The organism is Rhodococcus sp. P4_B6 (assembly GCF_056402215.1).
The window spans coordinates 1-12,632 of record NZ_JBFUHV010000081.1 but is presented as its reverse complement, the minus strand read 5'-3'; the positions used below and the strand labels follow the sequence as shown (position 1 = coordinate 12,632).

Genomic DNA, 12,632 nt, shown 5'->3' with positions numbered 1-12,632 from the left:
GGGTGGTGGTCAGGCGATTCCGTGGCGGGTTCCGGCGTCGACATTGATCACCGAGCCGTGCAGGACCGCGGCCTCGGGAGCGAGCAGCGTTTCGACGACCCAGCCGATCTCTTCCAGGGTGGGCAACCGTCCGAGGGTGGTCTTGGCGCGGTACCGCTCCCAGATCTGTTCCGGATCCCGTCCGGTTTCCGTGGCCTCGGTGTCGATGAAGGCACGGAGCCGTGGCGTGTCCACCGGTCCGGGCGCGATCGTATGTGTGGTGACGCCTCTGGGCCCGTACAGTGCACTGAGTTGGCGCATCAGGTTGAGGACGGCCGCGTTCGCCGTACCGGGCACGGCATCGAGCGGACCGGGTTCGAGACCCAGGGAGCCGGCGATGGTGACGAAGCGGGAACCGTCCACGAGATGGCCGCGGACCGCGTGCAACAGACGGACGAGACCGCCCACCTTGATGTTCGTCGCCATGGCCAGGTCGCCGGGTTGGATGGTGTCGGCGGATCCTCGCACCGGCAGGCCGGCGGCGAACAGCGCCATACGCACAGGCGAATCTACCTGCGCGGAGATCGATTCGATCGCGCTGTCGTCGGCGATGTCAGCAATGCAGGGAATGATGCGCTCGTCGGCTGCGGTAAGTTTCTCGAGGTCGTCGCCGCTGCGGGCGACCGCGAGGACGCGCAGCCCGCGGCGGGCCAAGCGCAGGGTGATATCGGTGCCCATCGCACCGGTCGCGCCGACGACGACGCACAGATCGGGTGTAGTCACGGCAGGGCTCTCCTCGGGGAAAGACGTGCGGCCGGAGCGGTGGGATTCCGCTCCGGCCGCACGTGGTCGACAGGTGATCAGCTTCGCAGGCGGATGGTGACGGCCCGTGGCTCGGTGAAGAATTCGCGGGAGTACTGGCCGCCCTCACGGCCGAGACCGCTGCTGCCTTCACCACCGAACGGCAACCGAAGGTCACGTTCGAAGAACGTGTTGATCCACACCGTGCCGGCCTTCCACCGTGCCGCCATGCGGTGCGCGCGGTTGAGGTTATCGGTGAACAGAATTCCTGCCAGACCGTACGGCGAGTCGTTGGCGATGCGCAGTGCCTCGTCTTCGGTGTCGAATCCGARCACGGTCTCGACGGGACCGAAGATTTCCTCGCGCGCGGTGCGCGAGTCGTTGGTGAGCCCGGTGATCACCGTCGGCGGGTAGTAGAATCCTTTCGCCCGCGCATCGTCGGTGAGCCGCGACCCACCGGTGACGACCTTGCCGCCCTCCTCCTGCGCCAGTTCGACGTAGCCGTGCACCTTCTCGAGGTGCTTCTGCTCGATCAGCGGGCCGAGGAAGTTGGCCGGGTCTTTCGGGTCTCCGACAGTGAGTTTCTTCGCCTCCTCGGTGAACCGGTCGAGGAACTCGCCCATGATCGAATTCTGTACCAGCAGACGCGACCCGGACAGGCACACCTGCCCGTTGCCGCCGAAGATCGCCCGGATCGACATCGGCACAGCCACGTCGAGGTCGGCGTCGGCGAAGACGATGTTCGCGGACTTGCCGCCCATTTCCGCGGACACGGGGGTGTGGTTGGGTGCGGCTGCTTGCAGAATCCTCACCCCGGTGGCGCTCGAACCGGTGAAGGTGATCCGATCGACACGTGGATCCGAGGTGAGCGGGCCTGCGACGGCCTCGCCGCCGAATCCGTGCACCACATTGAGCACGCCCTCGGGCAGGCCGGCTTCGAGGGCGAGTTGCGCGAACCGGTTGGCGGTCAGTGGTGTCTGGGGTGCGGGTTTGAGGACCGTGGTGTTGCCGAACGCCAACGCGGGTGCAATCTTCCACGTCGCGAGCATCAAGGGTGCATTCCAGGGGCTGATCGCGGAGACGACACCGGCCGGTGGATACAGGGTGTAGGACAGTAGGTCGCCGTCCGGGTACGCCTCGTTGGCGGCCATCGCCACGTAGTCGGCGAAGAACCGAAGGTTGTGCGCGACTCGGGGGATCTCGGCGTGTTGTGCCTGGTTGATTCCCTTGCCGCCGTCCCGCGTTTCGAGCAGGGACAGTTCCTCACGATGTTCGTCGACCTTGTCGGCGACGGCGTGCAGGATCTTCGCCCGTTCTTTCGGCGACATCCGCGGCCAGGGACCTTCGTCGAACGCCTTGCGCGCCGCGGTGATGGCGTCGGCGCCGTCGGCGGCAGTTCCTCGGGCAACGTTGCCGAGAAGCGAGTCGTCGTGCGGGTCGCGGGTTTCGAACGTCGCACCGTCCGAGGCGGGACGCCAGTCACCACCGATGAGGTGTTTGACGTCGCTTATTCCGGGTACTGCAGTCATGTCTTCTCCTGTGGGATCAGGTCGGGACGGCGTTGATTTCTCGACCTGCCGTCGGCGCAGCGATGTGCGGTGTCCTATTCCGGCTCCTGTGACCTACGAGCCTACGACCGGTGTTTGCCATGGGCCATGTCATAAACGAGCCAGTGCCGGGGTCTCGTAGGTGCGGCCGGCGAGTTCGGAGGCGACGTCGATGATCATGTCTTCCTGACCGCCGATGACCCCGCGACGTCCGAGTTCCATGAGGATGTCGCGGGCGGGGACTCCGAACTTCTTGGCGGCCCGCTTGGTGGGGTGGAAGAACGTGGAGTACACACCGGCGTATCCGAGGATCAGGGCGGTCTCGTCGACGATCTGCGGTTCTTTCATCAGCGGTGCGACGACGTGTTCGGCGGTGTCGATCAGCKTGAACAGGTCGACCCCGGTGTCCCAGCCCGCCCGTTCGAAGGCGGCGGCGAGGACCTCGGTCTGCGCGTTGCCGGCACTCGCGCCGAGCCCGCGCAGGGACCCGTCGATGAAGGTAGCCCCGTTTTCGGCGGCGGTGAGCGCATTCGCGATGCCGACGCCGAGGTTGTTGTGGGCGTGGAACCCGATGTCCGCGGTGATCGCCTGCCGCAGGGCGGCAACCCGGTCTCCGGCGTGCCGGGGCACCATAGCGCCGGCGGAGTCGACGACGTAGACGACGTCGGCGCCGTAGGAGTCGAGTTTGGCGGCCTGCTCGGCCAGCGGCTCGGCTTCGAGTTTGTGGCTCATCATCAGGAACGTCATCACGTTCAGGCCCTGTTCTTTGGCCCACTCGACGGGTTGCTGCCCGCAGTCGGCCTCGGTGCAGTGCACCGCGATGCGGACGGTCTTGATGCCGGCGTCGATGGCTTTCTGCAGTTCGGCGAGGGTCGCGATGCCGGGGACGTACAGGGCGGCGATGTCGGCGTTCTCGACGGCGTCGACGGCGGCGCGGACGTAGTCCGGGTCGGTGGCGGCGGCGAACCCGTACTGGATGGACGAGGCGCCGAGACCGATCCCGTGCGCGACTTCGATGGTCGACACTCCGGCCTTGTCGAGCCCGCGGGCGATGTCGGCCACGTTCTGCGGGGTGAACTGGTGCGAGACGGAGGACATGCCGTCCCGCAAGGTGGTGTCGACGATCGTGACTTTCTTACTCACTGTGCTGCTCCCTGGACGAGGTTCTGCTGGGCCATGACGTCGGCGACCTGGACGGCGGCGGCGGTGATGATGTCGAGGTTGCCGGCGTAGGTGGGCAGGTAGTCGCCGGCGCCGACGACCTCGAGCATGACGGTGACCAGGTCGCCGTCGACGTCGACCAGACGTAGCGAGTAGCCGGGGACGTACTGCTGGACCTTGGCGACCATGTCGATGACGGCACGCTCGATGGCGGCCGGGTCGGGGTTGCGGACCTTGGCGTAGACGGTGTCGCGCATGTTCATCGGCGGCTCGGCCGGGTTGATCACCGAGATCGCCTTGGCATGGTCGGCGCCGGCCACCTGGGCGAGGGCCTTCCCGGTCTTTTCGCTGAATTCGCTGAGGTTCTGGCGGGTGCCGGGACCGGCGCTGTGGGAGGCGATGGCGGCGACGATCTCGCCGTAGGAGGCGTCGGCGACCTCGTTGATGGCGTAGAGGATGGGGATGGTGGCCTGGCCGGCGCAGCTGACCATGTTCACGTTGGGGGCGCTCAGGTGCGCGTCGAGGTTGACCGCGGGGACCACATACGGGCCGACGGAGGCCGGGGTGAGGTCGATCGCGGTGATCCCGGCCTCGGCGTAGCGGGGCGCCGCGGCGGCGTGGATCTTCGCCGAGGTCGCTTCGAAGACGAAGTCCGGCAGTTCCGGCTGAGCGAGCAGCCAGTCGAGTCCGCCGGCGGAGGCTTCGAGGCCTTCCTGTCGGGCCCGGGCCAATCCTTCGCTGTCCGGGTCGATACCGATCATGTATCGGGGTTCGATCGTCTGCGACCGCAGCAGCTTGTACATCAAGTCTGTACCGATGTTGCCGGAGCCGATAATCGCGGCGCTCTTGCGACTCATTGTGTGCCTCTCGCTCATATCTGCCTATAGGGACAGAACTTGGTGCGTTGTCAACGCGGTGGCATACCGCGCGTGGCGTTCTGCGCGCGTACTTCACCGAAGTCCTCCTCGAGGTAACCACTGAAACCCGGGTGCGGGCGTGCATGGTCGGAATAACCGAACAGCACCCCTTCTCGAGCGGCGGTCGAGTCGGTTAAACGAGAGACCTGGCGAGAGCGAGCGGCGGCGGGCGTGAAATAGAGACCCAGCAGGCAGACATCGAGTATCCGATCGCGTTGTGAGGGACTCGGTGTGCGAGTTGCCGACCTGACCCTGGAAGGGCCTTCATGAACGATGTGCGAGTGCGATCCAATCTGCGAGTCGCCGAAGTGGACGGTTTCGAGATCGCCGTCGATGTGTACCGGCCCGAGATCGACAATCCGCCGGCAGTGATCTACCTGCACGGCGGAGGGTGGCAGCTCGGTGACAAAAAGGACGGTGCCGACGAGCGTCTGTCCCGGCTGGCTTCGTACGGTATCGCCGTCGTCTCCGCGAACTATCGGCTTGCGCCCCACGGCTCGTACCCGAATCCCATTCACGACGTCAAGGCGGTCGTGCGGTGGTTACGTGCGCACGGAACGGAGCTGGGGCTGTCCACCGAGCGAATCGGGGCGTGGGGAGCGTCAGCGGGTGCCTATCTGGCCACGATGGTCGGTCTGACCCACGGAGATGTGGAACTTGAAGGAGTTGTCGGCGACGATCTGGATCAGTCCAGCCGCGTCGACGCTGTCGTCCACTGGTTCGGCCCGTCCGATCTCGCCGCCAACGCCGGACGAAGTTGGATCGAAAGTCACCTTCTGCCACCCCCATTCGAGAGCGCCCTGCTGGGGGAAGCCGAGGTCTCGTCACCGTCGGATGCCTCCTGGAACGCCAGCCCGCTCAGCCGGGTGACGGCGCTTGCGCCGCCCTTCCTGATCGCGCACGGAGACCGCGACCGGATCACGCTGTCCGCACAGAGTCACGCGCTGCATGATGCGCTCGTCAGTACCGGCGCACGCTCGACCCTTCTCGTCCTTGGCGGTGCCGGTCACGAGGGCCCTGAGTTCGACCAGGCGGACCACCTCGGCATCACCGCGGCGTTTCTGAACGCCCACCTCCGCAGTTGAAGGCTCGCTCGCACACCGTGAGGTGAGGAAGCCCGCGACCGGGTACCGACTACACCGAGATGTGACCTCACCCGGCCGACGCCGTGGCGACTACACCAGCACCCTCGTTCCCGGTGGAGGGGCGTCGGGTTCACTCGGCACCGATTGTCGGAGTCGCCCAGGCATGTTCGGATGCGACCTCGACGATGCCGACCGGGGTCGGCACCGTCGGGTCGTGGTCAGCCGGTGATCTCGCGTCCGAAGATCTGCCGGGCGAGCACCCACTTCTGGACCTCGTTCGCGCCCTCGTAGATCTCGCCGATCTTGCTGTCACGGTAGAACGCCTCTACCGGTCCGTCGGTGTCGTCCGCGCCGAGGGACTGGGTGAATCCGAGCCCGCCGAAGGCCTGCACGGCGTCGCGGGCCATGTCGACGGAGATCTCGGTCCCGCGCAGTTTGGCCATCGCGGCCTCCGGTTCGGGAAAGGCAATCCCGGAGTCGAGCCGCAGCGCCGCCTTGAGGTACAGGTCGCGGGCGGCTTCGATGGCCGTTGCCCGGTCCGCCATCAGGAACTGCCAGTGCTGTTTGCTCGCTAGTGGTCCGCCGAATGCGTGTCGCCGAGCGAGGTGCTGAGCGGTGTGGTCGAACGCCGCCTGGGCCATTCCGACCCCGGCCGCGGCGATACCGATCCGGCCGTAGGTGAGGGTCTGCAACGCGATCTTGAGTCCGCAGCCCTCCTCGCCGAGCAGCGCCTCGGCGTCGAGGTGCACCTGGTCGAGGATGACGTCCGCGGTGATTTGTCCCTTGTTGCCGAGCTTGCGGTCCGGGGTGCCGATGGTGACGCCCGGAGTATCGGTGGGCACGATGAAGGTGCTGAGCCGATTGCCGGTGCGGGCGAGTACCACCACGAACGAGGCGACGGCGGAGTTGGTGATCCACCGCTTGCGGCCGTGCAGCACCCAGCCGGTGGCCGTCGGGGTGGCCTCGGTGGTGACGGCGGCCGGGGACAGGTCGCTCGAGGCACCGGGCTCACTGGTGGCGAACGATCCGACGATCTCACCGGCGACCACTGGGGCGAGCCAACGTTGCCGCTGCGCGGCGGTGCCCTGATTGACGGCGTTGCCGGCGAGGATGCAGTGCACGTCGAAGATCGCGGCGACGCTGTTGGAGTAGTACGCGAGTTCCTCGACCGCGACGGCGGTCGCGGTGGCGCGGTGGGTGAGGTCGTCGCCGCCGACGTCGCCGTCGAAGGGGATCCGGAACACTCCGGCCGAGGCGAGCGAGTCGAAGGCGTCGCGGGGGAAGCCGTCGATCCGTTCGTCGCCGCGGGCAATGCGGCTCGCGATCGGGGCGATGGTGTCCGCGGCGATCCGTCGTACCCGCCGCCGAACCTGCTGGACTTCGGGTGGGGAGAGCAGGTCGTGGTAAAGCCGGTCGGCGATGCGCGGAGGATCGAAGATGTCGAGGTCGGTGTCAGCGTCGACGGCATGAATTGTGGTCACGGGGGCTCCCAGAGGAAAGACGGTGGTGTCTCTACTGGTCTACGGTTCCCGGCCGCCGCGGACAACGCAGTGTCGGCAATGCTGATCGACGCCCGTCCGGCGATCAGCATTGTCCAGCCACTCCGATCAGGGTGCCGCGCGCCGTTCGGCGATGGTCACATCACCGGCGGCCCAGTGCGTCTCCGGGACTTCGCGGACCACGACCCGAATGTTCTCCTTCGGCGCCTCGATCGCCCGGTGCGCGGCCTCTGTCAATTCGTGGATCAGTGACCGGATCTGCTCCGGGGAACGGCCCAGTCCGATGGTCACGTCGATGAACGGCATGCGGTTATCCTCCCGAAATGGTGATCGAACCGAGCGAGGTGAAGTGGGCGGCGACGCGAGCGCCCGGTTCGACCGCGACGGCGTCCGTCATTCCGCCTGTCAGCACGACCCATCCGGCTTCGATGGCGTGCCCCCGCTCGGCCAGCGTGTTGGCCGCGAACGCGAGTGCTTCGGCCGGGTGACCCTGCACGGCGGCGCCGGTCGCGGTGTCGACGATCTGTCCGTCGATCTCGAGCAAGCACGCCTCGAGGGCGAGGTCGAGATCCTCAGGTCGCCGCAGCACCGGTCCGGTGACGTACACGCCGGACGAGTTATTGTCTGCGACAGCGTCTTCGAGGGTGAACTTGAACCCGGCGTAGCGGCTGTCGATGATCTCGATCGCCCCGAATACATGATCGACCGCCGTCAACGCCTGGGCTGCGGTGACTCCGGGTCCGGCCAGCCGACGGCCCATCACGAACGCGATTTCCGGCTCCGCGCGCGGGTGGATCAGGCGGTTGCGGGGGACCGGGTCACCGGCGGGTAACGCCATGACATCGGTCAGCCAGGCCACGGAGGGAGCGTCGACCCCCATCTGCCGCTGTTTCGCCCGGGAGGTCAGCCCCAGCTTGATCCCGGTGACGAGCTCGCCGCGGGCCTTGCGGGCGGCGAGGGCGATGTCCTGCGCCTGGTAGGCCACGGGCAATGTGAGGCCGGGCCACTCGGCGGACAGCGAGGTCCGTGAGGTGGTGGTGGCCTCGGCGTCGAGAAGGATGTCGGCGATGCGGCCGGCGCTCCAGCGCTGTTCGCTGGTCTGCTGGTTGCTGGTCACAGTTCTGCTCGCTCTCCGAGGATGGCGGACACGCTGCCGAGTCCGCTCATGTTGGCCACGATGGAATCGCCCGGCGAAATGGGGAAGGCCTTGGTCATCGACCCCGGCAGCACCACGTGGCCGGGTTCGAGGGTCACCCCGAGCGGGCCGACTGTGTTGGCCAGCCACACCAGCGAATTCAGCGGGGAGCCGAGCACCGCGCCACCGGCGCCGGTCGCCACCAGCTCGCCATTGATGTGCAGTGTGCAGCCGGTCAGGCGCAGATCGACGTCCCGCAGCAGCACCGGACGACTCCCGAGGACGACCCCACCGGAGGAGGCGTTGTCGGCGATGGTGTCGAAGATGCCGATCTTCCAGTCCCGGATCCGGGAGTCGACGATCTCGAGGGCGGGAAGGACGAACTCCACGGCCCGGACAGCGTCCGCGATAGTGACTCCCGGCCCGGTCAGCGGCCGGCCGAGGACGAACGCGGTCTCCGGCTCGATCCGCGGCTGGATGTAGGTCGCGGCCGGAATAGGCTGGTGCTCGAGGTGGAACATGCTCGCCGTCAGGTGGCCGAAGTCAGGCTGATCCACCCCCATCTGCCGTTGGATCGCGGCGGACGCGAGCCCGACCTTGTGCCCCTTGACGGTGTCCCCGTCCTTCTCCCACTGCTCGACCTGTGCCTGCGCAATGCGATAGGCGGTAGACAATTCCGCCGGCGCGAACTCGGGTGTCAGCGGATCGATCGGCGTACCGCTGCGGTACGCCTCCAGCAGCCGCTGCGCGGCGCCTTGTACCTGGTCGGAAGACATGAAGACCTCGGGCTTTCCTCGGAAGCGCCCCGCGTCGCTTGTCGCAGCTCCGCGGGGGATGTGACCTGTTGCACTGAACTCCCACCCTCGGGCACTATGGGCCGTTATGCAAGACGATTGTGCCGATGAACGGCACAGAACCTCCGGGAGGATCCCCGCCGGCGACGCCGGTTCCATCGTCCGTGCGGTCGCGGTGCTCGACACCCTCGGCGCCGCCGACACCGCCCTCGGTGTCTCGGAGATCGCCCGCCGCTGCGGCCTGCCCAAGTCCAGCGTGCAGCGAATGCTCAAGGCGCTGCATGCGGTGAAACTGCTCGAGCGCGAGGGCACCCGCTACCGGCTCGGGCTCAAACTGTTCGAACTCGGTCAGCACGTTCCCCGCCAACGCGACCTCCGCGAGGCGGCCCGCCCGTTCATGGCCGACCTGCAGGAGGCGACGGGCCACTCCGTCCACTTCGCGGTGCTCGACGATGACTGCGTGGTGTACCTCGAGGTGCTGCACAGCCCGAACTCCCCACCCCTGCCGACCCGGATGGGTGGCCGGTGGCCCGCACACGGCACCGGAATCGGCAAKGCCATCCTCGCCTTCTCCGACCAGACCGTCGTCGAGCACATCCTTGACACGGGCCTGCCCCGGCTCAGCGAACGGACCATCATCACCCCAGGGCTGTTCACCGCCGAACTGGCCCGAATCCGCGAGCGCGGAGTGGCCTACGACCTGGAGGAATCGCGGGCCGGGGTCGCGTGTGTGGCCAGCCCGGTCTTCGGGCTCAGAGGCCAGGTCGTAGCCGGAATCTCGGTGTCCGGGTGGCACACTCGCATCAACCTCGACCATTCGGCCGCCGCCGTGCGGACCGCCGCCCTGAGTTTGTCGCGGTACCTGTCGATGCGGTCGGGCTGAGATAGGTCAGCTCGCCGCCGCGACCGTCGGATCGTCGCGCTCGGTGCGCACCACGGGGTCCGTGGAGTTCGCGATCGCCCGGGAGATCTCGGCGCCGGCAGCGATAACCGCACTCTTGAACTCGGCCTGAGCCGGCACGAACCGGCTGGCCGGCACGCTCATGCTCACCGCCGCGACCACCAGTCCCATCTCGTCCCGGACAGGGGCCGCGACACAGTGAACTTCCTGGACCGCCTCGCCGGCGTCGAAGGCGCACCCGGACCGCAGCACCGACCGCAACTCCTGTGCCAGGGAGGCCGGGTTGATGATCGTTGACGGGGTCAGTCGCCGCAGTGGCTTGTTGGTGATGTTGCGTTCGACTTCACCGGGGTCGCACTGAGCGAGAAGAACTTTGCCGACTGCGCTGCAGTGCGGTTCGAGGTGGGCACCGACCCGGGCGCCGGCGACGTTGATGACATGGTTGCCGAGCACCTTGTCGACGTAGAGCACCCGATACCGCTCCATGACAGCCAGGTGGGTGGTCTCGCCGTACTTGTGCGCCAGATCCTGCAGAATCGGGGAGGCGCAGGAGCGGACGTCGACGGTGCCCTTGAGTGTCTGACTCAGCTCCACCACCCGCCAGCCGATGCGGTAGCGGCCGCGGTTACGGCACTGCAACAGACCGGTCTCGACCAGAGAAGACAGCAGTGCGTGTGCGCTCGAGCGTGGCACGTTGATGGCCTCGGCGACTTCGGACGCACCCCATTCAGGACGGGACACGGTGAACAAATCCAGCACGGGACCGATCTTCTGAACCGTTTGGAGAGGCGCCACAACATTTCCTTTCACTGTCACGACCGCATGGGGTGCCGTCGCATCCCGAGTATGTGTGGCAGCTCACACGCAGGTCCAACCGAATGTGCCGGTGACCGGCACATGCCGAGGGTTTTGCGTAAATCGGACTTGCTGGCGTCGCAATCTGGCCAGTTCAGCTCGCGAGTGCGGAATGCCGTCGCGTGGGTGCAGCGATCTTCCCTGCACCATGCCGGAACTCGAGCCACTCGAACGGGTCGACCGCGGACCAGGGGCCGCGGCAGTCGCCGAGTCGCTCGGCGACCGTGCGTGCCAGCATCCTCGGGGTCACCGCGTCTGCGCCGCCTGACACCCCCGGATGCTGCAACGGTCCGAGAACGAATTCGTGCCAGGTCGCCGAGACACAACCCGCTTCGTTCGCGATGAGTCCGGAGGAGTTCACTCGCAGCCCCGCCAGCACCGCTGGAAGCTCGCCGGTCGCATTGACCACCAGCTGAGCCGGACGACGTCGTGTGGCCCCGTCGAGGGCGCCGGCAAGTACCTCCTCCACGCGGTCGCGTCCTCGGATACCCAGCAACTGGTCGTGGCTGCGTACGGTGATCGAGACTCCGTCCAAACGAGTAGGCACGTCGTCGACCACGGTCCGGTGGTTACGCGAGGCACCGCCGAGTACGAGGATGTCGCGGGCAGCGCCGCGCTCCGCTGCCCGGGCGAGACCTCGGACTGCGGCGCACGCCCGCTCACCCGAGCCGACCACCACCGCCTGCTCCCACACCATCAGCTGCGCAGCATCATTGGCGATATCACCGGCCCACACACTGCCGGGCAACTCGGCGCCGGAAATCGGCAACACACGCTCACGGAACGACTCGAACGCATACACCACGGCGTCATATCGGGCGATCAGATCACCCCGACTGATCGACCTCACATCCGGAACGACGAGGGTGCGAACATCCGCGCGCGGCACGCCGTGGCACCGCAGGTCGGACTCGGCGAGGTTCGACACCACAACGTCGACCGTCAACCCGCCCCCGCACCGATCGGCGAGGCTTTCGACGAAGTCCCGTCCCCCATAACCACCGAGCACCGCCACGCGGCGGTACTCCGAGGGCGCTCGCCGCTGCGAACCGCAGCCGCTCATCAGAACTACCGAAGAGTGTTGCATGCCACACACTCTGTGTCGTTGCTCCGACATCTCGGGCCTGGATTCGGCTATCCAGGACAACTGCGCCCAATCACACCGAAAAAGCCGGCAAAGCCACTCGGGCGTGCCGATCACCGGACCACCTTCGTAGCGTGACCAGACCTACGACCTCTATCGCGCCGGGAGGGACCAGACAGTGGAAGCACACGACGTTCCGGATCGACTGATTCCTCCAACCTGGTCGCCGGCCCAGGTGATCTGCACGGCATTTGCATCCGCCGCGGCAGCGGCGGGACTGCTCGGCACGGTCACGACCGGCCGACTGATCAGCCTCGGTCTGGTGGTGTTCAGCCTGCTCACCTTCGTAGTAGTGTCCGCCCGAATCCCCCCGCGACGGATTATGGGGCCATACCTGGTGCTCAGCGGAACCACACTGCTCCAGCTCAGCCTTCTGTGCAGGTCGGATGTGTCCGCGTCGTTGTCGCACGACGGTCTTCGTTCTCCGGACTGTGCCTACGGCGTCACCGGAACCGCCGCGGTTGTCCTCGGGTGCGCATACTGCCGCATCGCTATCTCTCGGCATCACCAGGCGTTTTTCGGCGCCAACGAGGTCGGCGGTATCTAGAATGGGGTAGTCGCATCGCGAGGAGACCCCATGGGCAGGAGCTGGTCAGCCGGGGCGCGGCGCATCGACGAACCGGTCACGGCGCGCTGAGGGCCAGCCATGCCGGACGACCCCACCGACAACACCCAACGCCAGGTCGATGCGGACATCGTCGCGGAGCTGGCGGCCGAAGGCTTCGAGGACGCCAGCATCGCCGGCCGCGGCGGGTTCGGCATCGTGTACCGATGCCGCCAACCAGCGCTCGACCGGTTGGTTGCCGTCAATCAA

The 12,632-nt window shown here is 67.0% G+C and carries 13 protein-coding genes; 3 read left to right on the top strand and 10 right to left on the bottom strand.

Features of this window, described 5'->3' with window-relative positions:
* Positions 1-9: 9 nt before the first annotated feature.
* From AC1DWT_RS30025 to AC1DWT_RS30010, 4 genes are all read right to left on the bottom strand, one after another.
* Positions 10-762 carry an SDR family NAD(P)-dependent oxidoreductase gene (locus AC1DWT_RS30025; protein WP_095869880.1) on the bottom strand — a complete coding sequence of 251 codons (753 nt, stop codon included), beginning with the start codon at positions 760-762 and terminating at the stop codon, positions 10-12.
* Between the two features lie 77 nt (positions 763-839).
* Positions 840-2,309: an aldehyde dehydrogenase gene (locus AC1DWT_RS30020; protein ID WP_477923413.1), complete on the bottom strand. Its 1,470-nt coding sequence runs from the start codon at positions 2,307-2,309 to the stop codon at positions 840-842.
* Between the two features lie 129 nt (positions 2,310-2,438).
* Entirely contained in the window at positions 2,439-3,470 is a 1,032-nt protein-coding gene (gene dmpG, locus AC1DWT_RS30015; protein WP_477923411.1) for a 4-hydroxy-2-oxovalerate aldolase, read from the bottom strand.
* Entirely contained in the window at positions 3,467-4,345 is an 879-nt protein-coding gene (locus tag AC1DWT_RS30010) for an acetaldehyde dehydrogenase (acetylating) (protein WP_095869883.1), read from the bottom strand. Before AC1DWT_RS30010 ends, dmpG begins: the two co-directional genes overlap by 4 nt.
* Positions 4,346-4,686: 341 nt before the next feature.
* Here AC1DWT_RS30010 and AC1DWT_RS30005 point away from each other — a divergent pair, with 341 nt between their 5' ends.
* Positions 4,687-5,490, top strand: a complete 804-nt coding sequence (locus AC1DWT_RS30005; protein WP_241031733.1) for an alpha/beta hydrolase — start codon at positions 4,687-4,689, stop codon at positions 5,488-5,490.
* 218 nt (positions 5,491-5,708) lie between these two features.
* Here the strand turns inward: AC1DWT_RS30005 and AC1DWT_RS30000 are convergent, their stop codons facing one another.
* The 4 genes from AC1DWT_RS30000 to AC1DWT_RS29985 all read right to left on the bottom strand — a co-directional run bounded on the left by AC1DWT_RS30000 (position 5,709) and on the right by AC1DWT_RS29985 (position 8,900).
* Positions 5,709-6,971 (bottom strand): acyl-CoA dehydrogenase family protein, encoded by a 1,263-nt coding sequence (locus tag AC1DWT_RS30000; protein ID WP_095869885.1) that lies wholly within the window; start codon positions 6,969-6,971, stop codon positions 5,709-5,711.
* Between the two features lie 126 nt (positions 6,972-7,097).
* On the bottom strand, positions 7,098-7,295 hold the full coding sequence (locus AC1DWT_RS29995; RefSeq protein ID WP_095869886.1) for a tautomerase family protein: 198 nt from the start codon (positions 7,293-7,295) through the stop codon (positions 7,098-7,100).
* A gap of 4 nt (positions 7,296-7,299) precedes the next feature.
* Positions 7,300-8,106: a 2-keto-4-pentenoate hydratase gene (locus tag AC1DWT_RS29990; RefSeq protein ID WP_095869887.1), complete on the bottom strand. Its 807-nt coding sequence runs from the start codon at positions 8,104-8,106 to the stop codon at positions 7,300-7,302.
* A complete protein-coding gene (locus AC1DWT_RS29985; RefSeq protein WP_095869888.1) occupies positions 8,103-8,900 on the bottom strand; it encodes a 2-keto-4-pentenoate hydratase in 798 nt (265 codons plus the stop codon). The genes AC1DWT_RS29990 and AC1DWT_RS29985 overlap by 4 nt, the downstream gene beginning before the upstream one ends.
* A 106-nt stretch (positions 8,901-9,006) precedes the next feature.
* On the opposite strand from AC1DWT_RS29985, the gene AC1DWT_RS29980 reads away from it, so the two are divergent.
* Entirely contained in the window at positions 9,007-9,801 is a 795-nt protein-coding gene (locus AC1DWT_RS29980) for an IclR family transcriptional regulator (protein WP_477923407.1), read from the top strand.
* A gap of 6 nt (positions 9,802-9,807) precedes the next feature.
* On the opposite strand, the gene AC1DWT_RS29975 is transcribed toward AC1DWT_RS29980, so the two are convergent.
* Together AC1DWT_RS29975 and AC1DWT_RS29970 are read right to left on the bottom strand one after the other, a co-directional pair.
* Positions 9,808-10,614, bottom strand: coding sequence for an IclR family transcriptional regulator (locus tag AC1DWT_RS29975; RefSeq protein WP_095869890.1), 807 nt, complete (start codon positions 10,612-10,614; stop codon positions 9,808-9,810).
* Positions 10,615-10,768: 154 nt separating this feature from the next.
* Positions 10,769-11,761, bottom strand: coding sequence for a hypothetical protein (locus AC1DWT_RS29970; protein ID WP_143548765.1), 993 nt, complete (start codon positions 11,759-11,761; stop codon positions 10,769-10,771).
* A 175-nt stretch (positions 11,762-11,936) separates the two neighbouring features.
* On the opposite strand from AC1DWT_RS29970, the gene AC1DWT_RS29965 reads away from it, so the two are divergent.
* Entirely contained in the window at positions 11,937-12,365 is a 429-nt protein-coding gene (locus AC1DWT_RS29965; protein WP_143548766.1) for a hypothetical protein, read from the top strand.
* Positions 12,366-12,632 lie beyond the last annotated feature (267 nt).

What these genes read in the sequence shown, in the direction of transcription:
- AC1DWT_RS29985 (WP_095869888.1), bottom strand. Translation starts at nt 8,900, where the DNA reads ATGTCTTCCGACCAGGTACAAGGCGCCGCGCAGCGGCTGCTGGAGGCG.
- AC1DWT_RS29970 (WP_143548765.1), bottom strand. Translation starts at nt 11,761, where the DNA reads ATGCAACACTCTTCGGTAGTTCTGATGAGCGGCTGCGGTTCGCAGCGG.
- AC1DWT_RS30010 (WP_095869883.1), bottom strand. Translation starts at nt 4,345, where the DNA reads ATGAGTCGCAAGAGCGCCGCGATTATCGGCTCCGGCAACATCGGTACA.
- AC1DWT_RS29995 (WP_095869886.1), bottom strand. Translation starts at nt 7,295, where the DNA reads ATGCCGTTCATCGACGTGACCATCGGACTGGGCCGTTCCCCGGAGCAG.